At 68.3% G+C, this 24,488-nt stretch carries 21 protein-coding genes; 13 read left to right on the top strand and 8 right to left on the bottom strand.

The annotated features are described in order from the left end of the window. Window positions 1-110: 110 nt before the first annotated feature. Together F6X51_RS10340 and F6X51_RS10335 are read left to right on the top strand one after the other, a co-directional pair. A complete protein-coding gene (locus tag F6X51_RS10340; RefSeq protein ID WP_150963278.1) occupies window positions 111-2,087 on the top strand; it encodes a PHA/PHB synthase family protein in 1,977 nt (658 codons plus the stop codon). A gap of 205 nt (window positions 2,088-2,292) precedes the next feature. After that, complete coding sequence (locus F6X51_RS10335; RefSeq protein ID WP_150963276.1) at window positions 2,293-4,359, top strand: carbon starvation CstA family protein; 2,067 nt, start codon at window positions 2,293-2,295, stop codon at window positions 4,357-4,359. Between the two features lie 369 nt (window positions 4,360-4,728). On the opposite strand, the gene F6X51_RS10330 is transcribed toward F6X51_RS10335, so the two are convergent. Beyond that, window positions 4,729-5,931 carry a TAXI family TRAP transporter solute-binding subunit gene (locus F6X51_RS10330; protein ID WP_246696736.1) on the bottom strand — a complete coding sequence of 401 codons (1,203 nt, stop codon included), beginning with the start codon at window positions 5,929-5,931 and terminating at the stop codon, window positions 4,729-4,731. 723 nt (window positions 5,932-6,654) lie between these two features. Between F6X51_RS10330 and F6X51_RS27805 the strand changes: the two genes are divergently transcribed. The 3 genes from F6X51_RS27805 to F6X51_RS10320 all read left to right on the top strand — a co-directional run bounded on the left by F6X51_RS27805 (window position 6,655) and on the right by F6X51_RS10320 (window position 9,064). Then, window positions 6,655-6,798: a hypothetical protein gene (locus F6X51_RS27805; protein WP_191970068.1), complete on the top strand. Its 144-nt coding sequence runs from the start codon at window positions 6,655-6,657 to the stop codon at window positions 6,796-6,798. Beyond that, on the top strand, window positions 6,788-7,381 hold the full coding sequence (locus F6X51_RS10325) for a hypothetical protein (RefSeq protein ID WP_246696735.1): 594 nt from the start codon (window positions 6,788-6,790) through the stop codon (window positions 7,379-7,381). Before F6X51_RS27805 ends, F6X51_RS10325 begins: the two co-directional genes overlap by 11 nt. Window positions 7,382-7,777: 396 nt before the next feature. Next, window positions 7,778-9,064, top strand: coding sequence for a DUF1254 domain-containing protein (locus F6X51_RS10320; RefSeq protein WP_191970067.1), 1,287 nt, complete (start codon window positions 7,778-7,780; stop codon window positions 9,062-9,064). 472 nt (window positions 9,065-9,536) lie between these two features. Here F6X51_RS10320 and F6X51_RS10315 read toward each other — a convergent pair whose 3' ends face one another. The 3 genes from F6X51_RS10315 to F6X51_RS10305 all read right to left on the bottom strand — a co-directional run bounded on the left by F6X51_RS10315 (window position 9,537) and on the right by F6X51_RS10305 (window position 13,150). After that, entirely contained in the window at window positions 9,537-10,301 is a 765-nt protein-coding gene (locus F6X51_RS10315) for a helix-turn-helix domain-containing protein (protein ID WP_150963272.1), read from the bottom strand. 81 nt (window positions 10,302-10,382) lie between these two features. Then, window positions 10,383-10,961, bottom strand: a complete 579-nt coding sequence (locus F6X51_RS10310) for a class GN sortase (RefSeq protein WP_150963270.1) — start codon at window positions 10,959-10,961, stop codon at window positions 10,383-10,385. Continuing rightward, window positions 10,958-13,150 (bottom strand): marine proteobacterial sortase target protein, encoded by a 2,193-nt coding sequence (locus tag F6X51_RS10305; protein WP_150963268.1) that lies wholly within the window; start codon window positions 13,148-13,150, stop codon window positions 10,958-10,960. Before F6X51_RS10305 ends, F6X51_RS10310 begins: the two co-directional genes overlap by 4 nt. 251 nt (window positions 13,151-13,401) lie before the next feature. Between F6X51_RS10305 and F6X51_RS10300 the strand changes: the two genes are divergently transcribed. The 3 genes from F6X51_RS10300 to F6X51_RS10290 are packed head-to-tail and all read left to right on the top strand — an operon-like array spanning window position 13,402 to window position 16,085. Beyond that, window positions 13,402-14,139 (top strand): NUDIX hydrolase, encoded by a 738-nt coding sequence (locus F6X51_RS10300; RefSeq protein ID WP_150963266.1) that lies wholly within the window; start codon window positions 13,402-13,404, stop codon window positions 14,137-14,139. A 15-nt stretch (window positions 14,140-14,154) separates the two neighbouring features. Then, a complete protein-coding gene (locus tag F6X51_RS10295; RefSeq protein WP_150963264.1) occupies window positions 14,155-15,180 on the top strand; it encodes an SPFH domain-containing protein in 1,026 nt (341 codons plus the stop codon). Window positions 15,181-15,191: 11 nt separating this feature from the next. After that, complete coding sequence (locus tag F6X51_RS10290; protein ID WP_150963262.1) at window positions 15,192-16,085, top strand: NAD(+)/NADH kinase; 894 nt, start codon at window positions 15,192-15,194, stop codon at window positions 16,083-16,085. Between the two features lie 50 nt (window positions 16,086-16,135). On the opposite strand, the gene F6X51_RS10285 is transcribed toward F6X51_RS10290, so the two are convergent. Continuing rightward, entirely contained in the window at window positions 16,136-16,888 is a 753-nt protein-coding gene (locus tag F6X51_RS10285) for a GntR family transcriptional regulator (RefSeq protein WP_150963260.1), read from the bottom strand. A 166-nt stretch (window positions 16,889-17,054) separates the two neighbouring features. Between F6X51_RS10285 and F6X51_RS10280 the strand changes: the two genes are divergently transcribed. From F6X51_RS10280 to F6X51_RS10260, 5 genes are all read left to right on the top strand, one after another. After that, entirely contained in the window at window positions 17,055-18,470 is a 1,416-nt protein-coding gene (locus F6X51_RS10280; RefSeq protein WP_150963257.1) for an MFS transporter, read from the top strand. A gap of 114 nt (window positions 18,471-18,584) precedes the next feature. Further along, window positions 18,585-19,376: a sterol desaturase family protein gene (locus F6X51_RS10275; protein WP_150963255.1), complete on the top strand. Its 792-nt coding sequence runs from the start codon at window positions 18,585-18,587 to the stop codon at window positions 19,374-19,376. A 63-nt stretch (window positions 19,377-19,439) separates the two neighbouring features. Then, on the top strand, window positions 19,440-19,829 hold the full coding sequence (locus F6X51_RS10270; protein WP_150963253.1) for a hypothetical protein: 390 nt from the start codon (window positions 19,440-19,442) through the stop codon (window positions 19,827-19,829). A 28-nt stretch (window positions 19,830-19,857) separates the two neighbouring features. After that, entirely contained in the window at window positions 19,858-20,076 is a 219-nt protein-coding gene (locus F6X51_RS10265; RefSeq protein WP_150963251.1) for a hypothetical protein, read from the top strand. After that, window positions 20,073-20,369 carry a DUF6166 domain-containing protein gene (locus F6X51_RS10260; protein ID WP_150963249.1) on the top strand — a complete coding sequence of 99 codons (297 nt, stop codon included), beginning with the start codon at window positions 20,073-20,075 and terminating at the stop codon, window positions 20,367-20,369. The genes F6X51_RS10265 and F6X51_RS10260 overlap by 4 nt, the downstream gene beginning before the upstream one ends. A 53-nt stretch (window positions 20,370-20,422) precedes the next feature. Here the strand turns inward: F6X51_RS10260 and F6X51_RS10255 are convergent, their stop codons facing one another. The 3 genes from F6X51_RS10255 to F6X51_RS10245 are packed head-to-tail and all read right to left on the bottom strand — an operon-like array spanning window position 20,423 to window position 24,218. Continuing rightward, on the bottom strand, window positions 20,423-22,678 hold the full coding sequence (locus tag F6X51_RS10255; protein WP_150963247.1) for a xanthine dehydrogenase family protein molybdopterin-binding subunit: 2,256 nt from the start codon (window positions 22,676-22,678) through the stop codon (window positions 20,423-20,425). An 11-nt stretch (window positions 22,679-22,689) separates the two neighbouring features. Beyond that, entirely contained in the window at window positions 22,690-23,730 is a 1,041-nt protein-coding gene (locus F6X51_RS10250) for an FAD binding domain-containing protein (protein ID WP_150963245.1), read from the bottom strand. Next, window positions 23,727-24,218 (bottom strand): (2Fe-2S)-binding protein, encoded by a 492-nt coding sequence (locus F6X51_RS10245; protein ID WP_150963243.1) that lies wholly within the window; start codon window positions 24,216-24,218, stop codon window positions 23,727-23,729. The genes F6X51_RS10250 and F6X51_RS10245 overlap by 4 nt, the downstream gene beginning before the upstream one ends. Window positions 24,219-24,488 lie beyond the last annotated feature (270 nt).

Here is a 24,488-nt window from a genome sequence, read left to right as displayed (position 1 = left end):
ATCAGAATTGTGCTGATCAAGCACTGCGGGATGCTCCGCTGTGACGGCAGGCCTCCCTGTCCGGCCGTCGAAGCCGCCGCTTCCGCAAATAACGGCTCGGGAGGAACGCCATGTCGGATCAGAACACAGGTGGAGGTCCAGCGCAGTCGGGTCAGAGCAAAGGGGAGCAGGCGACGCCGAGCGCCATCAGTCCGCAGAGTCCGGATCAGATGCTGGGCATGTGGACCGCCTGGATGGGGCAGTTTTCCGCCGCGCCCCAAGCCGCACAGAATCTCGGCTGGGCGCAATGGCAGACCATGCCCGGCACGCTCAGCCTCCCCGGCCTTCCTGCGAGCGCCGACCAACTCGGCAAGAGCCTGGCGAGCGATCCGCTGCTCCGCTCCCTCGATGAGATCTGGAACGCGAACCCGCTTCGTGAGGTCGTACCCATCGATTGGGCCAGCATCGCGTGGGCCCTGCGAACGGTCTGGCTGCGCTCCGCCGGGAAGCCGAAGGCGGCCATGTCGCTGGTCGAGTTCAACCAGGGCCTGTGGCGCTCATATTTCGAGGCCTGGCAGGAGGCAGGACAGCGCTGGCTCAGCCTGTTCGGTTTGTCTGCCGTCAGCCAACCGGCCGCTCGTTCAACCGACAAGCGCTTTGCTGCACCGGAGTGGCGGACCAACCCCGCCTACGTGACGCTCAAGCAACTATATCTTCTCGCCTCGGATTGGCTGCTGGAGCAGGGTGACGCGGCCGATATGGATGAGGCTGAGCGCCAGCGCCTCAACTTCCATCTGCGCCAGTTCGTGGATGCGATGAGCCCCTCTTTGATGTTGATGTCGAACCCTGTAGCTCTGCGCAAGGCCGTCGAGACCGGGGGCGCCAGTCTCGCAGACGGGGCCCGCAACTTACTCGATGATCTGAAAGCCGGGCGCCTCAGCATGGTCGATGCGCAGGCTTTTGCACCAGGGCGCAACCTCGCACTCACGCCCGGCAAGGTCGTCCACCGCAACAAGCTGACGGAGCTGATTCAGTACACACCCACGACGGAGCAGGTTTATCAGATCCCGCTGCTCATCCTGCCGCCATGGATCAACAAGTACTACATCCTCGACATGCAACCCAATAACAGCATGATTCGTTACTTGGTTGGCCAGGGCTTCACGGTGTTCGTGATCTCCTGGAAGAACCCCGATGCCACGATGGATGACATCGGTATTGAAGACTACATGGACCTTGGTCCGCTGGAAGCCAGCGACGTCGTGCGCGAGATCACCGGTAGCCCAAGCGTCAACGCGATGGGCTACTGCATCGGGGGTGTGCTCCTGACGCTCACCCTCGCCACACTGGCGGCCAAGGGCGACGAGCGGTTCAGCTCCGCAAGCTTCAACGTCTCGCCGCAGGACTTCTCGCGGGTCGGCGACACGGTGGTGTTCATGGATGAGCCAACCATCAACCTCGTTGAGCAGCAGATGATGGAGCGCGGCTATCTCGACAGCCGCGAAATGGGCAACATGTTCAGCCTGCTGCGGTCGAACGATCTGATCTGGGCCAACGTGGTCAACAACTACCTGCTGGGCAACAAGGCTCCCGCGTTCGATCTTTTGTACTGGAACAGCGACGGCACGCGCATGACGCGGGCTGCGCACAGCTGGTACCTTCGCAACACTTATGTTGAGAACAACCTCATCAAGCCGTGCAAGATCATGCTCAAGGACGAGGCGATCGACCTCGGTCGCATCCGCCAGGACACCTATGCGGTCGGCTGCGAGAAGGACCATATCGTGCCCTGGGAGTCGGCTTGGCGCATCACGCAACTGTTCGGCGGAGAGGTGCGGTACGTGCTCGCCTCGAGCGGTCATGTCGCGGGCATCATCAATCCTCCGGGCGGCAAAGGAGCTTTTTGGACCCGAGAGGGCAGCAACGGAGCGGCGAGCAGTCCAGAGAAGTGGCGGCAGAGCGCGACGAAGCACGAGGGCAGCTGGTGGCCGGACTGGTCGGCTTGGCTCTCCGACCGGGGCGGTTCGACGAGCGCGCCACCGCCTTTGGGCAGCGCGCAGCACCCGCCGCTGGCGGATGCACCGGGCACATACGTTCTGGAGACGTAGGAACACGGAAGGCGTTAACATGAGAGCCGATCTGAAGCGCATCAACGATGGCCGACAGGCCCTATCGCTCCGCTCTTCTGTCCGGTCGTCGTTTCATAGGCGCTCCCGGGGTGACGCCGGGCGCAAATAGCTCCCGAGTGTTTCGGTGATAGATTCAGAATACGGCATCGCTAACGGGTCAACTCAAGCAGAGAGGGAGTCCGCCATGACGGCCACCATTCGATCTCATGGCCCCTGGGTTCTCATCGGTACGCTCGGGGCGGTCGCGTTGGCAATCGTTGCGACCAATCGAGGCGAGCACATCAACGCCCTTTGGATCGTGGTCGCAGCGATTGCGGTCTATCTGCTCGCCTATCGCTACTACTCGCTCTTCATCGCCGGGAAGGTGATGCGCCTGGACCCGGCCCGGCCCACGCCCGCCGTGCGCCACAATGACGGGCTCGATTACGTCCCCACCAACAAGTATGTTCTGTTCGGCCACCACTTCGCAGCCATCGCCGGAGCGGGGCCGCTGGTCGGGCCGGTGCTCGCTGCGCAGATGGGCTACCTCCCGGGCACGATGTGGATCTTGGCCGGTGTCGTGCTCGCTGGGTCAGTACAAGACTCCATGGTCCTGTTCGTCTCGATGCGTCGCGACGGGCGCTCACTCGGCGAGTTGATCCGCGGCGAACTCGGGCCGGTGCCGGGCGTCATTGCGCTGTTTGGTACCTTCATGATCATGGTCATTATTCTGGCCGTGCTCGCGCTGATCGTTGTCAAGGCGCTGGCCGAAAGTCCCTGGGGGACCTTCACCGTCGCGGCGACGATCCCGATCGCCATTTTCATGGGACTTTACACCCGCTACATTCGTCCTGGCGCAATCGGCGAGGTGTCAATCATCGGGTTCGTCTTGCTGATGCTGGCGATCGTTTTCGGCCAGAACATCGCCGAGAGCCCGACATGGTCGCCCTACTTCACCTACACCGGCACGCAGTTCTGCTGGCTCTTGATCGGCTACGGCTTCGTCGCTTCGATCTTGCCGGTGTGGCTGCTCCTGGCGCCGCGTGACTATCTCTCGACGTTCCTCAAAATCGGGGCAATCTCAGCGCTCGCGCTCGGAATCCTGTTCGTCGCACCCGACCTCAAGATGCCGTCGGTGACGCGGTTCGTGGACGGCACCGGTCCGGTCTGGTCGGGCGCGCTGTTCCCGTTCCTGTTCATCACCATTGCATGTGGGGCGGTGTCAGGCTTCCATGCCCTGATCGCATCGGGGACGACGCCGAAGCTGATCGACAATGAGGCCAATGCTCGCTTCATCGGTTACGGCGGCATGCTGATGGAGTCGTTCGTCGCCATCATGGCCCTGGTCTCGGCCAGCATCATCGAGCCCGGCATCTACTTCACCATGAACTCGCCGTCTGCCCAGATCGGCACGACGTCGGCGAGCGCCGCCGCAAAAGTCACGGACTGGGGCTTCGCGATTACGCCTGAGCAGATTGACCAGACCGCAAAGGATGTCGGCGAGCACACCGTGATCTCGCGCGCTGGCGGCGCGCCGACGCTTGCTGTTGGCATGGCGCAGATCTTCTCGTCCGCCATTGGCGGCAAGGCGATGATGGCGTTCTGGTATCACTTCGCCATCCTGTTCGAGGCTTTGTTCATCCTCACCGCCGTGGACGCGGGTACGCGGGCGGGACGCTTCATGCTTCAGGATCTGCTGGGCATCTTTGCACCGGGGCTCGCCAACACGGCATCATGGGGATCGAGCATCGTGGCAACCGCACTGTGCGTCAGTGCCTGGGGCTATTTCCTCTACCAGGGTGTGACCGACCCGCTGGGTGGCGTGAACACCTTGTGGCCGCTCTTCGGCATCTCAAATCAGATGCTCGCAGCGGTCGCCCTGACGCTCTGCACGGTCGTGATCTTCAAGATGAAGCGCGAGCGTTATGCCTGGGTCACCATCGTCCCGACAGTCTGGCTTGCGATCTGTACCCTGACGGCGGGCCTACAAAAAGTCTTCCATCCCGATCCCTTTATTGGCTTCCTCTCGCACGCCAGTCGCTATTCGACGGCATTGGCGCAGGCACAGGTGCTCGCTCCGGCAAAAGATGCGAGTCAGATGAGTCAGATCGTCTTCAACGATCGCATCGATGCCGCACTCGCATGCCTTTTCGTCCTCGTGGAGATCAGCATCCTCTACTATGGCATCCAAGCCTGCATCAGGGCTTACCGGTCCGGCGGCTGGACGGCTCACGAGAGCCCCGCTGATTCCCTAGCAGTCCCGGCCGAATAAGGGCTCAGATTTTGGCAGTGGCGCCGTGTTCGGCGCTTCGATGCTACAGGTTCCGTGCCGTCTCTGTAGGCTGTGGACTCACTCTAGACCGTGTCTCGAAAACCGGAACCGACCCTGTCGGGACGCCAAAAGTGTCTCACGCGCTGTCTCGGATCGGTATACCCCAACGGACATTGTCAGCCCTGCATGAGCCGCATGATCGGTCCATTAGGGTCTTGGACGTGCGAAGAACCATCGGTCCGGACCACGAACCCACGCTCTTGGAACAGGTTCTCGATTGCCTGGAACGTTCCGCTGGAGCAAGCCCTCTTGGAACTACCTGAGCCGTCACGACAATCAGATACCTGCCTGACGGGTATGGCCGCTGCCTCACCGGGCCGCGACAAGGGTCGACGCGGGCTTCGGTCCTGTGCTCGGCCCCATCTGCGGACCGAGAGCTGACCGTCGGGCGTCGAGGGCATGCCTTGCATGCGCAAGTGCCGTCGAGAACGCCGCCAACCGCTCGCCGCCGACAGCCCCACCCTGTCTGCCGAGCACGGATGAAGCGATCGCCTGGGTATCGTGCTCGAGCGCGTCCAACGCCAATCGCTCGACGCCGGGCGCCTCAGCCGCGATCTCGACGAGCCTCTTGATCGGCCGCCAATCCTCATCCGACCTCCGCCGGCTCCAGTAGCTCGAAACCAGGGCGAACAGGGATCCTGCGACGCTGATGCCGATACCGACGACGTAGAAGTATTTCTGGAACTGGTCGAGGAAGCTCTGGTCGCCGCCGCTAAGGTAGGCTGCCACACCAGGGTGAACCGGGAGAATGGGGCTTTTGTCGTCAGGATCGGGGGCCTCGATCTGGTTGGCGAGGGGCGTCGCGGCCATCAGCTTGGCCTTCGTGGTCAGGATTGAGCGCGCGATGGCGGCCGCCACGACGTTCGTCATCAGCTCCGAAGCGGCGAAGCGATAGGTGACGGCAAGTGTCGTGACGGTGTCGCTGGGCGTGGCGGGCCTGGCCCGGAAGGCGCCGACAGGAACGTCGATGGACTCGAAGCCGGGGAAGCGCTTGGCAAAGGTCTCTGCCTCATCGAGGCCCAGGATGCCGGGAGTACCCTTCGTCGCGCGCGCGATGGCGGCCACGACATCGACCACCTCGCCCGGCGCCATCGGACCGATCGCGAGCACCGCCGCGACCTTCTTCTGCTGGACGGCCTGCCCGAGTTCCGCCACGGGCAGAAAGACCCGACTGACGTCCTTCGCCGGGATGTCGAAGAAGCTCAGGAGCGTGTCGAGCGCCTGGGCATTGTTGGCCTGCAACGGCCCGGCCACGATCCCGACGGTCTTGCCCGCCAAACTCGCGACCGAACTGATCTTGCTGTGGGGCGGCAGGACTAAGGCCACCACGTCCCGGCGCAGGAGCACGATGGTCTGCCCATTTGCCGGCGCCGCTGCATCGCTGCGCACGATGGCCAGATCGGTCCGGCCGTCTTCCAAGGCCTTCGCGCTCGCGGCGAGGTCAGGAACCTGCACGAGTTCCAGGTGAACCCGTGGATGCTGGATTGCGGACACCGAGACGAAGGCTGCCATGAACCGCTGCGCAGCACCGCCCTGCGGTCCAGTTGTCACGCGCAACTCGGCATGCGGCGACCAGAAGTGAGCGAGCGTGAACCCTCCAGCAGCGAGGAGCAGCACCCCCACAATGATCAGGAGGCGTCCCCATCGCCGGCGCCGGGGCAGTCGGACATCGGGACTTTCCGGGCGACCCTTCTCCGAGCCGGAACCTGTAGTGTCCATGTCTCGCAACATCTCCGCGCTCCTGGCACTTCGGCCCCCGTGATGCTCGCGGCCCCTCTAGGGCCGGCGGTGGCTCGTTTGAGCCAGGATCGCCCCCGACGGCCGGTCTTTCAGCAGTCGTCGCAGACGCCATCGTGCCTCAGGAGCCTCTGATCGATGCTGTGATCACGCCGATCCACCTGCCGGATCTTAGCTCCTTGGCTGGCTCGCTGTGCGCCTTCGCTCACATCGAGCGGGGGCGTGGTGATCGAGTCACGCTCCAAGCGGTTCATCTGCGTATCGGGGGGATCGTGACCATGCCTTGAGCGATGCGGACGCTGGGATCCGCCTGTGCGACTCCTCCGAATGTCGCAAGGAGAAGGGCAATGGTCACCACGCCGCCGCGTGTCCATGAACTGATCATCTCCGCCTCCTCGGTACGGGTCGAACTAACGGAGATTTTGCACCTTAGACACTCTTCGCGCTTTATACTTGGCTAAGTGGACACACATCGAGTAGAAAACATTCAGTCCGCGCGTGTCGTCGATCGACCGGGTAAGTCGCGATGAGGCCCTGACGCTGGTGGTTCTGATGGCAATCCACAGCGCCAGGCTCGGCGCGCCGATCCTGGCCGAGGCCTTGGAGCAAATGGCGGAGGAGCGTTGGAACCATGGTCGTTGATCCCACATCACCACAGGGCGTGATCGCCGGGGACGGTCGCGGCCAAGGGGCAGATCGCCTGCGCAGGCTGGAGGAGGTCGCCGTCAACGAGTTCCGGCGCTTCCTGGTCATGTTTGTCTACCTCTGGGTGCTCTTCGGGCTATTCGCCCTGCATGAGGACATCGTGCTGAGACAGCACGGCATCCGCTTCGTGTTCCATGGGTTTGCGCTGGTCAACGCGTTGGTGCTGGCGAAGGTGATGCTAGTTGCCGAGGATCTGAAGCTCGGTCACCGCTTCCAGGCTCGACCGCTGATCTATCAGATCGTGCTGGAAGCCTTCATTCTCGCTACTTTGTTCATCGCCGTGCATATCTTGGAACATACGATCGGTGGTTTGATCGCGGGCGAGACGCTGGCGGCGAGCGTGCCCTCGATCGGCGGCGGTGGCATGCAGGGACTTTTCTGCGTCGCGCTGATCCTGTTCGTCGCGCTGATCCCGTTCTTCGGGTTCCGCCACATCAGCCGGGAACTTGGGCCCGGCCGGATCAAGGCAATGCTGTTTGGGCGGCGCGAGAGTGCCGCACAGGCCAAGCCGCCAGTGTGAGCCTGTGTAAAAACTGTCCGGCCAATCTCCGACGCATTCGGGACGGGGCGACGGGGATACTCTCTAACGCCGAGTCAGCGAACGCCGCAGCAGCCGAATGACGCCTGCAATGTTTCGCTGGAGCAGCCCGATTGGCACGCCGATATGCCGAGATAGACAGCTCCGGGCATGCGTGCGGACCGTACCGACGGCGTCTCGGCCAGGACCATTCCGGTAAGCTCCGACGCGAGAGACTCTGTTGAGGAGGGCGCGATGGGTGCTCGCTGGCCGGCGGCTTTCGCAGCTTCGCTTCTTCTCTCGATCGCAACTCTAGGACGCGCTGAGGAGGCTGTCCCCCAGCAAACTGCACCTCCTGCGGTTGCAACTGAGGAGCCCAGCCTCATCCGAGGCCGTGCCGTGGAGGCTGCCATCTGGGGCATGCCAATCGTCAGCTTCGACGTGATGCGCCAAGCCTTCTTCCGGGATGCGGGGGCGAAGTACGGCGACATCGTCTTCTGGTCGAAGCCGTCCGACTGGCAGAATCAGACGACGACACCCAACGCCTCGTCGCTCTACGTCTACTTCAACTTCAACACCAAGGATGGCCCCGTGGTCCTCGACTTCCCGGCGGCTGTCGGCGCCGGCCTGTTCGGCACCATGCTGGATGCTTGGCAGAAACCGCTCACCGATGTCGGGCCGCAGGGCGCCGATAAGGGCCAGGGCGGGAAGTATGTGATCTTGCCGCCGGGCTTCGAGGGCGAGGTACCCGCCGGCACCATTTCCATCCACTCCGCGACCTATAACGGCTACGCCTTGTTCCGCGCCATCCCCCAGACGCAGTCCGACGCCGACATGGCGAAGGCCATTGAACTGGTCAGGAAGCTCCGCCTCTATCCGCTGATCGAAGCCACGATTCCGCCCGACCAGCGCTTCATCGACATGGCGGGCAAGCTCTTCGACGGCATCGTCCCCTACGATGCGAGGTTCTACGACCATCTCGTCCGCATGATCGGCGAGGAGCCGGTCCAAGACCGCGACTTGGTCGCCATGGGGCAGTTGCTGTCCCTCGGCATCGAGAAGGGCAAGCCGTTCAAGCCCGACGCCAGGAGAGAGACGACCCTCCGGACAGCAGTCGCCAGGGCGCAGACGGGGTTCATCAATGCCGTGAGCCGCAGCGAAGGCTGGTGGCCGGGATCGCATTGGACGCTGCCTGAGACGCTCGGGCCCAAGACCGGCTTCTCGTTCCAAACGCCGGAATATCTCGGCATTGATGCGCGCGGACTGATCTTCTACCTCGCCTACGCACCGCCGGAGAAGCTCGGGTCTGCGACGTTCTCCCTTTTGGGCTTCACGGACGCCAAGGGCGGCCCACTCGTCGGCGACAGGTCATACCGGCTGCACATCCCCGCGGACGTGCCTGCCCAGCAGTTTTGGGCAGTCACGGTGTACAATGTCGAGACGGCTGGGTTCATCCGCGAGTCCCCGCGGGTTGGGCTCGACTCCTACAATCCCTCGCTCAGGAAGAGCACGGACGGGTCCATTAACGTTGACTTCAGATCGAAGCCGCCAGCCGATGGCGACGCCAACTGGATCTACACCGCGCCGCACGGCAAGTGGTTCGCGATGTTCCGCCTCTACGGCCCGGGCAGGCCGCTGTTCGACAAGACGTGGCGTTTGCCGGATATTCAAGAGGTCGCACGGTGATCCACAACGCCCAATCGGCGGGCGGCGCATGATAACGGCCATCAGCCAGTGACCGACGCAGCCCGCGGCCTACAGCAACACAGCGCCAGCGGTGCGCATGTGCCGCTTTAGGAGACGATCCTGCAGGACCTCGGGTGCACCCTGCGTAACGATGTCGGTTTCCCTCGAATTACAAATTCTGTCGCTCGCAGATCGCTTGGCAGCTTTCGAGCCGTCCTGGACGCTGTCATGAATTTGAGGCGAGTTGAGCGGTCTGTCTGAGCATGACGCGGACTGACGGAGCCGGGGCAATCCCAATCCCAGTGTGCCTGTAGTTTTCCCTGTAAGCAGGGACGGAGAGGTAGAGACGGGTTCGGCGGCGGCTGTGTGCACCACCACCGCACGCGCCGCCGGTTCCGGGCACGCTGGGCACCCGCCCCGGGTCGTCCCCGAAAATGCTCGGCCATCGCCCGCGACGAGTGTCTCCTGCGGCTCAGGATGGGCCGGTGAAGAACGCCGCGTAGCCGTCCTCGCGGACGCGGTCGAGATAGGGGCGGTACTGCGCGTAGGCGGGCTGATCGGGGGCGATGCGCCCGTAGGCGCGCCCGCCCGCCTCCGCCCGGTCGGGGATCATGGCGAGCGGCGCGCAGGCCGGGGTGAGTTGCGTCCCGCGGCCCGCGTGGAGCGTGGTCAGCATTCCGTACATCTCACCCTGGATCGTCGGACGGCACAGCACCGCGAGCCGGCACTGACCGTGCCAGTTGGTGACGAGGTAGATCATGCCCGACTGGTTCGGCACCGCGACGCTGCCGGACTGGGCGAAGGGCGCGTCGAGGCGCTCCGCCTCGCTGAAGACCAGCCGCGACCGGGGCGCGTCCCAGGCGATCTCGGTCCGGTAGGCGAAGATCGCGTCCGCGGCTCCGAAGGACGGGCGCAGGGTGAGGTAGCGCCCCTCGATCCAGGCCACCCCCTCGCGCGAGTAGCTGCCGAGTTCCTCGGGCGCGTGGCGCGGCGCCTCCGGCAGCCGGGCAAGCGGGGCGGCCGGCCCGCGCAGGGGCTGCCCCAGGGCTTCCTCCAGCCGGATCGTCGTCGCCAGGGTAAAGCGCCGCCGGCCCGCGAGGGCCTTCTCCAGGGTGGAGACGCTGATCCGCGCCCCGTCGGCCAGGGCCTGCCGGGAGAGGCGGCGGCGCGCCAGGGCCTCGCGCACGGCCTGCGCGATGGCGCGGCTCTGGGCCTCGGGCAGTTCGGTCTCGCTCACGGTGGCCGCTCGTGCAGTGTTGCTCCCGCCAAGATCCGCACGAATCCGCACAGCTTGGCAAGGATAACGGGCCCGCGCGAGCTAGGGCGCCTCCGCGACCGCCTCGACGATCAGCCGCAACGGGCCCGCCGCGAACCCGTCCAGGGGCCAGCAGGTGACGAGGGCGAGGTGGCGGCCCGGCGCCTGCGGGTCGATCCCCGAGGCGTCCCAGGGCGCTATCCGGGCACCGGTGACGCGGAAGCGCAGGCGCCGCCCGTCGCGTCGCGTCACCCCGACCGCGTCGCCGGGCCCGAGCTGCCCCAGCACCGCGAACTGGGTGTCGCGATGGGCGGCGAAGACCGCGGTGCCCGGCTCCCCCGGCTCCGGCGTGCCGTCGAGATGGCCGGGGCCGAAGGCCAGGGCCTGCCCGCTGCCGCCGCGCAGGGCCACGAAGCTGCGCCCGACGAGGCTGAGCCGCGCCACCGGCTCGGTATCGGCCGACGGCCAGGGCCGGACCGGGCGCCCCTCGGCCAAGGTGCGGGCGAAGGCGCGCTCGAGGAGCGCCTGCGCCAGGGTCGCCTTGAGCGGGATCCAGGCCGCCTCCGCCGCCAGCCCGAGGCCGACAAGGAGGAGGAGAAGGCCGAGCGCGCGCCCCGGGTAATTGCTGCGACGCCGGCTCATCGGGCACACCGGGGCCGCCGGGCGGCGAGCCGGCGCAGGACCTGACCCAGCATCGCCAGGGCGAGGCCGAGCCAGAACTGCGGCAGCACGCCCGCCCCGGTCCGCGGCAGGTCGAGCGAGCGCGCGGCCGCGAGGATCGGGGCCGGGCCGGCGTGGCGCTCGCGGGGCGGGCCGGCCGTGCGGTCGCGGGGCGGGCCGGCCGTGCGGTCGCGGGGGCCGTCGCCGAACACCTTGGCGAAATCCCAGCCCGCCGGCAGGTTCAGCGGCAGGTCGGCGGCGGCGAGGGGCGTGCCCGCGGGGCGGCGGGGCGTGGCGTCGACGGCGACGAGGCTGGTGAGCCGCGTCGTCAGTCCGTGCTCCAGGGCGAGCCCGAGGATCCTGGCATCGGCCGCCTCCGGGCTGAGGCGACCGGTGATGCGCGCCGTCTCGGTCTCGCTGATCCTGGCGCGCGCCCAGACCTTCGCGATGCCCTTGCCGGCGACGGCCTCGGCGAGCGGAAGGGTGCGGCTCCAGCGCTTGCCGTCGAGCCGTCCCGAGACGGTCACGGTCCCGGCCGCCTGCGCGAGCCGGGCGGTCAACACCATCGGTTCGCCGCGATAGAGGTCCGGCAGCGGGTTCGGCGTCACCTCGGCATCCCCGGCCGTAAAGACGGCGGCGAGGTCGGTCGCCGCCGGCGCTTCCAGCTTGGCGTAGAGGGCGCGGGTGCGCTCGCCGACCTGGTCGAGGTTCCGGATCTCCGTGAAGCTGCCGCGGCCGATCTCGGCGGCGTGGCGCATCAGGTGGCCATTCGGCGCCGCGCCGATGCCGACCATGAATAGGCGCGAGCGCCCGAGCTGCTCGTGGATCGCGGCGAAGATCCGCTCCTCGTCACCGACCGCCCCGTCCGTGAGGAACACGACCTGGCGCACGCGCCTCGTCTCCTCCGGATGGGCATCGGCGAGGGCCGCCCTGAGGGGCGCCAGCATCTCGGTGCCCCCCCGCGCTTCCAGGGCGGCGACGAAGCTCTCGGCCGCCCGCAGGGCCTCCGGCGTCGCTGCGGCGGGCTCGGGAAACAGCGCGTCCCAGGTGTCGTCGAAGCGGATCACGTTGAACCGGTCCCGGAGCGACAGGCGGGCGAGCCCGGCCAGCAGCCCGGCCTTGGCCTGGCGCATCGAGGCCCCGGCCATCGAGCCGGAATTGTCGATGACGAAGGTGACGTCGCGCGCCGGCCGCGCGGACGCCGCGGCTTCGGCCTCCGGCGGGTTCAGGGTGGCCAGCAGGTAGGTCCGGCCGCCGACCTCCTCGCGGAACAGGCCGAGGCCGGGCGTCCGGCTCGGGGCAGGCTCCCAGGTCAGCTCGAAATCGCGGTCGGCCGGGACGACGCCCTCGGCCAGGGTGATGCGGCGGCCCTGCGGCCCGGTCTCCTCGACGCGGATCGGGTGGGTGGCGCTGCGCACGGCCCCGATCGCGAAGCCCGCCTCGAGCCGCACGGTCACGGCGACCGGGTTGAGGGGCGCGGACCGGGACGGATCGAGCACCGGCGGGCTGATCCGGGCGCGATCGGGCACCCGGTCAGCCCCGGTCCCGATGGCGGCGAAGCCGACGGCCGGGGGCGCGGGGTGGTATCGCGGCGCCACCACCAGCGGCAGGCGCAGGGCGCGGATCGCACCGGAGACGGGGATGGCCTGCTGGTACGTGATCCGCACGAGCACCGTCTCGCCCGGACCGATATTGGCGACGGTGTTGGTGAAGACGTTCGGCCGTTCCTGCTCGGTGAGGGCCGCGGCGTGCCCGGCCGCCTTCGCCGCCTCGTAGACGCGCTTGGCGGCGGCGCGCTCGCGGATGTTGGCGAGGATGACCCGATCGCCGACGACGAGCGTCATCGCGTCGACGGCCGCGTCCTCCGGCAGCGGGTAGACGTAGGTCCCCTCGACCCAGGCATCCGTGGTGTTGCGGAAGGCCTGGGTCACGACGGCCCGGGCGGTCGGGCCGCTGACATCGACACCGATGTCGGTGGCGAGGAGGGGAGCCTCCACCGGCCGGCTCGCCTCGAGGCCGCGCAGCAGCAACCCGCCGCTCGCAGGCGCCGGCTGGGCGCGGGCCGAGCCGAGCATGACGAGGACGGCCAGGAGGGCGAGGAAGAGCGGGGACAGGGAAACCGGGCGAGGCGGCTCAGGCGGGAATCCCGGGCAGGACGATGGTGTGGGCATTGGGTGATCTCCGCTCCCGGCCGATCACGGCCGGCTGGTTCCGGAGGTTCATCCGCAGAGGGAACCGCCGCCACGGGAAGCTTCGCCCATTCTCTGCTCGGAACCGGACGTGCCTGTCCGCGCCCCGGCGGATCGGTGCGGACCCTGCCCGCGGCTGTGCGGAGGACGGCTGAATCCGGACACGCCGCCGACTCTTGACTTATATGCGATTTGCGTCTTAGTTAGATGCGCACAGCATATAAGGTGGGACCGTGTCCGAGACGGATTTCCTCGCAGGCTATGATCCCGGCGCCTATCCGCGCCCCTCGCTCACCGTCGATCTGGTGCTGCTCGGCCTGCGCGACGGTCGTCCCGCCACGCTTCTGCTGAAGCGGGCCCAGCAGCCGCATGCCGGCCGCTGGGCGCTTCCCGGCAGCTTCGTGGCCCTCGACGAGACCCTGGACGCGGCGGCCGAACGTGTCCTGCGCGAGAAGGCCGGAATCAGCGGGATCCATATCGAACAGCTCTACACCTTCGGGGGCCTCGATCGCGATCCGCGCATGCGCGTCGTCTCCGTCGCCTACCTGGCGCTCCTGCCGGAGCCGGCCTTCGCGGAGGCGCTGGCGGGAATGCCGGGCCTGTCGGCGGCGATCATCGCCGTGCCCTGGAGCGGCGAGGCGGGCGGCCCCGTCGCGGCGCTGTCGGCCGACGGCCGCCGGACAGGCGAGACGCTGCCGCTCGCCTTCGACCACGCCGACATCCTCGCGCTGGCGATCCTGCGGCTGCGGGGCAAGCTCGACTATTCCGATGTCGCCTTCGCGCTGCTGCCCGAGCACTTCACCCTGCGCCAGCTCCAGGACGTGCACGAGGCGATCCTGGGCACGCGGCTGAACAAGCCCGCCTTCCGCCGCAGGATGCTCGACCGTGGCTGGCTCGAGCCCACGGGCAGCCGCGAGGCCGGCACGTCGTTCCGGCCCGCCGAGCTCTATCGCTCGCGCAATCCGCGCTGATCCCAGGAGGACACGATGGCCACGATCCGCAACATCGGCCTGATCGCCCAGCTGAGAAGCGAGGCGAGCAGCCACGTCATCCGCTACCGCAACGGCCGCGTCCGGCAGAGCGGGCGCGGTCTGGTCTTCTGGTTTCGTCCCGAGACCGCGAGCATCAGCGAGGTGCCGATGGAAGACCGCGAGATGACGCTGTTCGTGCGCGGCCGCAGCCGGGACTTCCAGACGGTCGCGGTGCAGGGGACGATCGGCTGGCACGTCGTCGATCCCGAGTTGCTGGCGAGCCGCGTCGACTTCTCGATCGGGCTGCTCACCGGGACGCTGCAGGGCGAGCCCGTGGAGCGGATCGAGGCGCGCCTCAGCGGCATCGCCGCCCAAGCGGTCCTGCAATATCTCGGCGCGGACCCGATCGGCGCGCTGCTCGATGCCGGTCCGGAGCCGCTGCGCATCAGCCTGGAGACGGTCCTGGCGAGCGCCCCGGCGCTGGCCGAGATCGGCGTCGCGGCGGTCTCGGTGCGGCTCACCAACCTCGCTCCGTCGAGCGAGCTGGAACGCGCCCTGCAGACGCCGACCTTCGAGGGGCTCCAGCAGAAGGCCGACGAGGCAACCTTCGCCCGGCGCGCCCTCGCGGTCGAGAAGGAGCGCGCCATCGCCGAGAACGAACTCGCGACGCGGACGGAGCTGGCGACGCGCGAGACGCTGCTCATCGCCCAGGAAGCCGCGAATGCCCGCGACCGCGCGGCCGGCCTCGCCGCGGCGCAGGGGGTGGATGCGGAGGCCGAAGCCGAGCGCATCCGCCTGATCGAGGACGCGAGGGCGGAGGCCGAGCAGCGGCGCATGGCGATCTACCGCGACCTTCCGGCCTCCGTCCTGCTCGGGCTGGCGGCGCGGGAACTCGCCGGCAAGCTGGAGACGATCGAGCACGTCACCGTGACGCCGGACCTCCTGGCGGCGGCGCTCGGCGAGTTCCGCAGGATCGCACCGGGCATCGCCGCACCAGGCATCGCCGCACCGGGCAGCGCCGCCCCCGTGAACCCGCGCTGAGGCGACCTGCCATGCCGGCCATCGCCCCGCGCGCCGTGTTCGTGATCCGGGACACCGATTACGAGTTGCTGCTCGCCCGGCACGCGACGCGCGGCCAGGCCCGATTCTACCTCGAGAGCCGCGGGCAGAGCCTCGCCGAAGTGGAGGCGCGCCACGTGGGCTTCCACGCGGTGCTCGGGCAGGCGCGCGCCGCGGTGCCGGCGGATTGGCGGCAAACGCTGGCGCGGCGCGCCGACCTCGACCGCTTCCTCTTCGCTCCCGAGGACGTCATCGTGGCGGTCGGGCAGGATGGCCTCGTGGCCAACGTGGCCAAGTACCTCGGCGCCCAGCCGGTGATCGGCGTCAATCCGGCGCCCGACCTCTACGACGGCGTGCTGGCACGCATCGCGGTGGAGCGGCTGGGCCCGCTCCTCCCGGCGAGCGTCGCGGGCGCGGCCCAGGTCGAGCGCCGGACCATGGTGCAGGCCGTGCTCGACAACGGCGAGAGGCTGCTGGCGCTCAACGAGATTTTTGTCGGCCACCGCAGCCACCAATCCGCGCGCTACCGGATCGAGGCCGGAGGCGTGGCCGAGGATCAATCGTCGAGCGGCCTCATCATCGCCTCCGGGACGGGGGTGACCGGCTGGGCGCGTTCGATCAGCGAGGCGACGCATCTCGCCCTCGCGATCGGCGCGGAGGAGCCGGCGGTGGGCTACTGGGTGCGGGAACCGTTCGCGAGCGTGGCCACCGCCACGGGCTTGCGGGCGGGCAAGCTCACCGCGGCGCCCCTCGCCGTCACGTCGCGGATGAACGAGGGCGGCGTGGTGTTCGCGGACGGGATCGAGCAGGACTTTATCGCCTTCGACTGGGGCCGGCGGGCGGAGCTCGCCCCCGCGCTCAGGACCCTCAACCTCGTGGTCGCGTAGCTTGCCGACCGGCGCAAGGAGATGGTCGCGGCACGCCTCCAAGTTCGGCCTCAGGTGTCCAGGGTCTTGCGCGCGAAACTCTCGATATAGTCGATCAGCCGGTCGGACGCGGCGCCAGCCGCCTCGACCTCGCGCTCGGCGACCGCCTCGCACACGTCGGCGTGCAGGGTCGCGCTCAGCGGCAGGTCCGCCGCCTGTTTGTAGTGCTGGTACCAGAAGCGCCGCGAAAGGCCCGCCATGTTGGCCAGCGCCCGCACCGCGAACTCGTTGCGCGAGGCCGCCGCGACCAGCTCGTTGAACTGGTGGTCGAGGCGCATGAACGCCAGATCGTCGGAGGCCGCGGCCGCCGCCCGCATGGCCTGCGCGAGGCCGGCGAAGACGGTGCGCTCCTCTTGCGTCGCGCGCTCGGCCGCGAGCCGCGCGATCAGGCGCTCCAGCACGCGGCGCGTCTCGAGCAGGCGCATCTGCGTGCGCACGTTGATCTCCGAGACCAAGATGCCGCGCCGCGGCATCACCACCACGAGCCCATCGCGCGCGAGGCGCTGCAGGGCCTCCCGGATCGGGGTGCGGCCGATGCCGAGGCGCTGAACGAGGTTCTGCTCGCCGAGCACCATGCCGGGAGGCAGGGCGAGGGTCGTGATCAGTTCCTCCAGCTGCTGGTAGGCCTTCTCGGTCAGGGTGAGGTCCGGCAGGTCCTCCTGTCCCGATGGCGCGACGCGCGCCTCGTCGGCGGCCCTGCGGGGCCTCTTGCGGCCGCCGCTCGCCGAACGGACGGCCGCCGTCTTACCGGTCACGAAGTTCATGATCGTCCTACGCCCTGGCTCCCGCGCCCTCAGTACCACGCCGGCCGCTCACGCGCATGCGGCGGACAGCGCCGATCCGCAGCGGATCCCCAATTGATATATCTTGCGCATCTTAGACGTATCCTGCATGTTGGTCAGACATATAATACAGCCTGGGAGGTCAGCCATGGTAGGGGAGATCGCGATACCCGCGGGCGGCGTGCTGCCGAAGCCGGCGACCGAGGCGGCGTCGGCCCGCGCATCGGACGTGATGATCGCGGCACGCCTCGAGCGCCTGCCCATGACGCAGTTCCAGCGCAACATCTTCCTCATCATCGCGACCGCCTGGTTCTTCGATTCGATCGATCTCGGATCGCTCACCTTCCTGCTCGGCTCGATCAAGACCGAGTTCGGCCTCACCACGGCTCAGGCCGGCCTCCTGTCCAGCATGAGCTTCATCGGCATGTTCCTGGGCGCCGGCATCTCCGGAATGCTGGCCGACCGCTTCGGCCGGAAGGTCGTCTTCCAGGTCAGCATGATCTTCTGGGGTCTCGGCAGCCTCTGGTGCGCCTACGCGCCGGACGCCACGACCCTCGGCTACGCCCGCCTGCTGCTCGGCTTCGGCATGGGCATGGAGTTTCCGGTGGCGCTCGCCATCGTGTCGGAGTTCCTGCCGACGGCCAAGCGCGGCCGCTACCTCGCCATCATGGAAGGCTTCTGGCCCCTCGGCTTCATCGCAGCAGGGTGCCTCAGCTACGTGCTGCTGAGCGCCTATGACTGGCGCGCCGTCTTCCTGGCGCAGGCCGTGCCGGCGGTGTTCCTGTTCGCGATCCGGTTCTTCGTGCCCGAATCGCCCCGCTGGCTCGCGGATCGCGGCCGCTACGAGGAGGCCAACCGCGTGATGGAGGAGATCGAGAGGAAGGTGAGCGCCCGCCTCGACGGCGAGCCCTTGCCCGAGCCGCAGCCCCTGCCGGAGCAGGTCCGGGGCGAGCGCCGCTTCTCGTTCCTCGAACTCTGGAGCCCCGGCTATGCCAGCCGCACCGTGATGATCTGGCTGACCTGGTTCTTCGCGCTGCTCGGCTTCTACGGCCTGACCACGTGGCTCGGCGCCCTGCTCCAGGAGGCGGGCCACAGCGTCACCAAGTCCGTGATCTACACCATCCTGATCTCGCTTGCGGGCGTGCCGGGCTTCATCACCTCGGCGATCCTCGTCGAGCGCTGGGGCCGCAAGCCCACCGCCGTCCTGATGCTCCTCGGCAGCGCGGTCGCGGCCTACCTCTACGGCCATTCGCCGTCCTTCGGCTGGCTGATCGCCTTCGGGCTGATGATGCAGTTCTTCCTGTTCGGCATGTGGTCGGTGCTCTACGCCTACACGCCCGAGCTCTACCCGACGCGGGCCCGCGCCACGGGCGCGGGCTGCGCCTCCGCGATCGGCCGGGTCGGCTCCCTGATCGGCCCCTACGCCATCGGTATCATCCTGCCGACGATGGGGCATGGCGGCGTGTTCGCCCTCGGGGCAGGCTCCTTCGTGATCGCGGCCGCGAGCGTGGCGTTCCTCGGCATCGAGACGAAGGGCCGGTCCCTCGAGGCGATCTCGCGGTGACCTAGGCGCCCGGGCGCATCCTCGCGCCCCAGCCACCGGCATCGGGTGACATTCCGATTGCCATCTGATATATCAGCGGTATCCTAAAGCCTTCCAGGACCCGAGGAGACATCCATGGAACTCGCCGCCACCACCATGAGCGAGCGGCAGCGCACCTACCGGGCGAATTATCGCCAGCGGGTCGCAGGCTGGTACAATGGCTTCCTGCACATCGCGATCATCTACACGATCGGACTGACCGCCCTGTACATCTATCTCTCGAACCTGAGGCAGGTCAGCTGGTTCGAGCTGATGACCGTCCCGGTCGTGTTCCTGTTCTGCAACTTCTTCGAGTGGTGGCTGCACCGCTACGTGATGCACCGCCCGTCGAAGAACCCGATCGCCCGCGCGGTCTACAACCGGCACACGCTGCAGCATCACCAGTTCTTCACCGATCACGAGATGCGCTTTGCCGACCACAGGGACTACCGGGTGACGTTCTTCCCGCCCTACGCGCTCGCGAGCTTCACGCTGATGTCGATCCCGGGCGCCATCGTGCTCGGCAACCTGCTCACGCCGAATGTCGGCTGGCTGTTCATCGCCACCACAACGAGCATCTACCTGATCTACGAGTTCATGCACTTCTGCTGCCATGTCGAGGACAACTGGTTCGTACGCAACATGCCGTTCATCAACACGAACCGGCGCCACCACACCGCCCACCATGACCAGTCCATCATGATGGAGCGGAACATGAACCTCACCTTCCCGATCATGGATTGGCTGTTCGGCACCTCGGACCTCGACCGCGGTCTGCTCGGCACTCTCTTCAACGGCTACGACTCGCGCCACGTGAAGACCGACATGCGCAAGACCTCGCGCACGCCGGGGGCGCCGGCCGCCGGGGCGATCCAGCCGGCCGAGTGAGCCCGTCCCACGCGCGACGGGCGGCGCCGGGGGGGCGCCGCCGACAACACCCGGGAGCGTCTCATGACCATGATCGAACCGAATGTGGCGGCATTGCTCTGGTTCGCGCTGTTCGCGAGCGTGGCCAGCGTTGCCTTCTACGTGCTCACGGGCATGTTCCCGCTGGAGACGCGGCCCGACCTGAGGCGCCGGCCCCTCGGTCTCGTGCTGATCGCGGCCAACGTCCTGCTGTTGCTCGCCCTCGTCGGGGGCAGCCTCGCTTACGGCGCGGCGAACCTGCGCTGGACGAGCCTCGTCATTGTCGGCGGCTTCGCGGTCCTGTTCGCTCCGGGCCTGTTCAACGTCTGGCCGCAGCGCTGGCGCGACGGTCTGGCCGGTCTCGCGATCGTGCTCGGGGGCCTCGGCGTGTCACTCAGCCTCCTCCAGCACGTCGGCACCGTGTTCAGCCTGTAGGATCGACGCAAGGTCCGGGAGTTTCGTCATGCCGTTTCCGATCAAGTTCGGGCTGTCGGTCGCCGTCGCCCTCGCCGCCCTCGCGGGCTGGTTCTACATGGGCTACCTCGGCCAGACCGGCCCGCAATGGGCCGTGGCCTTCCTCGGGCCCTTCATGGTCGTCAGCCTCTGGATCTTCCCCGAGGTGATGCGCTCCCGCTCCGATGGCCGCACGCCGCGCCACACGGTGAAGGGGGCGCGGCCGTGAACAAGGTCTATCTCGGGGACCGGACCATCGACGGCATCGTCGTCACGGTCGACGGCAAGCCCCTCGACGAGCACACGCAGACGAAGTGCTACTCGCGCAACGGATTCGAGTGGAGCTACGAGGGACCCGAGCCGTCGCAGCTGGCCTACGCGATGCTGGTCGACCATCTCGGCGATACGGCCCGGGCGGAGCAGCTCCAGGCGCCCTTCATGCGCAGTGTGGTGGCAAATTTCCAGAACGAGTGGGAGATGACCTCCTCCGACATCGACCGGATCCTGCAGCAGTTGCGCTAGGACGCTCTCCACCGGAGGTGGCCGCTTCCTCCCGACGACGAAGCGGCCCTTCCTCAGCTGAGCAGGGTGTCCAGGGTGATCGGCAGCGTGCGGATCCGGATCCCGGTCGCGTGCCAGACCGCGTTGGCGACGGCGCCGGCCGTGCCGGTGATCCCGATCTCCCCAACCCCCTTGACCCCGAGAGCGTTGACGACGGCGTCGTCCTCATGGACGAGGATCGCCTCCATGGCGGGCGTGTCGGCGTTCACCGGCAGGTGGTACTCGGCGAGGTTGTCGTTGAGGAATCGGCCCGTGCGCGCGTCCATCGCCGCGTGCTCGTGGAGGGCGAACGAGACGCCCCAGATCATGCCGCCGTAATACTGGCTGGTCACGAGGCGCGGGTTGATGATCCGGCCCGCCGCGAAGGCGCCGACGAGGCGGGTCACGCGCACCTGCCCGAGATCGGGGTCGACCTTCACCTCGGCGAAGACCGCGCCGTGGGCATGCATCGCGTGGGATTTCTGGGCCGCGGGGTCGGACGACGCCTTGCCGAGACCCGTGATGCTCGGTTGCCCGGCCCGCCCGAGGATCGCCTCGAAGCTCTCGGACCGGCTCTCGTCGTCACGGCGATGGAGGCGTCCGCCCCGCGCGACCACGCCGGCATTGCCGGCCCCGTAGAGGGCGGAGGCCGGATCGTTGGTGGCGAGGTCGGCAAGCTTCCCGATCACGTCGAGCCCGGCCGCGTGGATCGCCCCGCCCGCGGTCGCCGTGTGACCGGAGCCCCCGGCGATGCCGGCATCCGGCAGGTTCGAGGATCCCATGCGGAAGGTGAGCTTCTCGATCGGAATCCCGAGCCCATCCGCGGCGATCTGCGCGAGGGCGGTCCAGGCGCCCTGACCCATGTCGTGCGCGCCGATCTCGACCGTACCGGTGCCGTCCGCCCGCAATTCCGCCCGCGCGTTGCCCTCGAACATCAGGGCCGGGAAGGTGGCGGTCCCCATGCCCCAGCCAACCAGGAGGCCGTTCGCGTCGCGCATCTGGCGGGGCTTGAGCGGGCGCCCGGCCCAGCCGAAGCGCTCGGCGCCCTGCCGGTAGCAGTCGCGCAGGGCTTTCGACGAGAAGGGCCGGCCGGAGATCGGCTCGACCTCGGCGTAATTGGCGAGGCGGAAGGCCAGCGGATCCATGCCGCAGGCATCGGCCATCTCATCGACGGCGCTCTCCAGCGCCACGCTCCCCGAGGCCTCGCCCGGCGCCCGCATGAACAGCGGCGTGCCGGTGTCGAGGCGCACCGCCTCGTGGCGGGTCGAGATCGCCGGGCTGGCGTAGAGCGTGTGTGAGACGCCGCCGCTCGGCTCGAAGAAGTCGTCGAACGTGCTGGACGCCGTGAGCGTGTGGTGGTCGAGCGCCGTGAGCTTGCCGTCCGCGTCCACCCCAAGGCGCAGGGTCTGGCGTGTGGGCGGACGGTGTCCCATCGGCCCGAACATCTGGGACCGGCTCGCCACCAGCTTGACGGGCCGTCCGACGAGCCGCGCCGCCATGCAGGCGAGCACCTGCGGACCGGCGATCATGCCCTTCGAGCCGAAGCCGCCGCCGAGATAGGGGCTCTCGATGTGAATATCCTCCGGGCGAAGGCCGAAGAGGCCGGCGAGCCGCCCCTGCGCCATCGCCATGCCCTGGCTCGGGGTATGGAGGGTCAGCCGATCGCCCTCCCAGATGGCGATCGCGGCGTGCGGCTCCATCGCGTTGTGGTACTGCGCCGCCGTCTCGTAGGTCGCCGAGATGGTCTTGGCGGCGGCACCGAGGCCGGCCTCGACGTCGCCGATCCCCTCCTCGGGCGGCTGACCGACGCCGACCGAGGGCGGCGTGAACACCGCGCCGGCGTCGAGCCCGATGCGGGGGCTCTCCACCGCGTAGCGGGGCGCGAGCAGGCGCGCGCCCTCGGTCGCCGCCTCCAGGGTCTCGGCCACGACAACCGCCACCGGCTGGTTGGCGTAGCGCACGGCGGAATCCTGCAGGAGGTCGAGCCGGAAGGTGAACGGGCCGTCCTTCTCGTCCGGATGCTTGGCGAGCTTCGGCGCGTTCTCCGGGGTCATCACCGCGACGACGCCGGGATGGGCCTTCGCGGCCGCCACATCGAGGCCGGTGACGCGTCCCCGGCCGATGCGGGCGACGCAGAGGGCCGCGTGCAGGGTACCGGGGGGCAGGTGATCGGCGGCGAACCGGGCCTGGCCTGTCACCTTGAGGGGGCCATCGCGCCGGGTTAGCGGCTGGCCGATGCTGGAGCCGTGTCGCGTGCGTTCGATGGGGCTCTGCGCGGAGGTCTCGGGCATGGACGGGATCCTCAAGCGAGGCCGAAGGGCGAGGCGGGAAGCGCCGGCAGGGACGCGGGCGTGCCCGCGGCGGCGAGGCCGAGCGTCCGCACGGCGACCCGGCGGGCGAGCTCGATCTTGAAGGCGTTGGCCTCGCCCGTCGGCTTGGCGCCGTCGAGGGCGATGGCGGCGGCCTTGGCGAAGGTGGCGGGAATGGGGGCTCCGCCCGCGAGCGCGGCCTCGGCTTCTGCCCGGCGCCACGGCTTCAGCGCGAGGCCACCGAAGGCGAGCCGCCCCTCCGCGATCCGGTCCCCGTCGAGGGTCAGGGCCGCGGCGGCCGAAACCACCGCGAAGGCGTAGGAGGTGCGATCGCGGACCTTCAGGTAGCGGGCGTGCCTCGAGAACGTCGCGGCCTCCGGCGGCAGATGCAGGGCGGTGATCAGCTCGCCGGGCCGAAGCGCGGTCTCGCGCTCGGGATGCGCGCCCGGCAGGTTGTGGAACTCCGTGAGGGGTACGGTGCGGACGCCCTGCGGTCCCTCGATCTCCACGACGGCATCCAGCGCCGCCAGGGGCACGCAGAAATCGGACGGGTTGGTGGCGATGCAGCTGTCGCTCCAGCCCTGGACCGCGTGGATGCGCGTGGCGGCGCCGAGCGCCGCGCAACCCGCGCCGGGCTCGCGCTTGTTGCAGGTGCTGGCGGGATCGTAGAAATACGCGCAGCGCGTCCGCTGCATCAGGTTGCCGCCGACCGTCGCGGCGTTGCGCAGCTGCGCCGAGGCGCCCGCCAGCAGGGCTTCGGCCACCATCGGGTAGGTGCCGGCGAAATCCGGGTCATGCGCGAGGTCACTGTTGCGCACCAGCGCCCCGACGCGCGTGCTCCCGTCCGGCGGTCGCTCGATCGCCGCGAGGCCCGGCAGCCGGGTGATGTCGACGAGATGCGTCGGCGTGGCGATCCCGCCCTTCATCAGGTCGAGGAGGTTGGTGCCGGCGGCGAGATAGGCGGCACCCGGTTGCCGGGCGGCCGCGATGGCCTCGCCGATGCTCGCCGCGCGTGTGTAGGCGAAGTGGTTCACGCTGCGTCCTCCCGCCCGGCGCTCGCACCCGCAGCTTCGCGCACAGCTTCCAAAATGCCCGCGTAGGCGCCGCAGCGGCACAGGTTGCCGCTCATGCCCTCGCGGATGCGCTCCGGATCGGTGCCGGCCTGGCCCTCGCGGATCAGGCCGACGGCGCTCATGATCTGGCCCGGCGTGCAGAAGCCGCACTGGAAACCATCATGCGCCAGGAACGCCGCCTGGACCGGGTGGAGGTCGTCGCCCCGCGCCAGGCCCTCGATCGTCAGCACCTCGGATCCGTCGAGGCTCGCGGCGAGGGCGAGGCAGGCATTGATCCGGCGCCCGTCGACGATCACCGTGCAGGCGCCGCACTGGCCCCGGTCGCACCCCTTCTTCGTGCCGGTGAGATCGAGACGCTCGCGCAGGAGATCGAGGAGGGTGATGCGCGGATCCTCGAGCACGATGTCTCGCGGATGCCCGTTCAGGGTCAGTCTGATGGGAATGGTCATGCGCAATCTCTGCTGCTGCCGCATGTATCCCTCAGATATCCGGGGTGCCGGCGCGGGCGAGGGCCGGCGGGCAGGCGATGTGCGTTAGCTCACGTGGCAGGCCGCCGCAGCCCCGGGGCCGGGTCCTGCCGCGGGAGGGAACGGCCGATCGCCGGATAACCTCCGTGCTGCAAGGTCTTCCGGCGAGGGCCGAGGCAGACGCCACAGTACACGACGATTTTGCCTAAGAGCTTGGTAGGACCTTAGAATTCCCGATTGGCCTGACGCTCG

Origin of the sequence: Methylobacterium planeticum, assembly GCF_008806345.1 — a bacterium.
Lineage (GTDB): Bacteria > Pseudomonadota > Alphaproteobacteria > Rhizobiales > Beijerinckiaceae > Methylobacterium > Methylobacterium planeticum.
The sequence above is the reverse complement of the archived record's forward strand: the minus strand, read 5'-3'. Positions and strand labels throughout refer to the sequence as shown.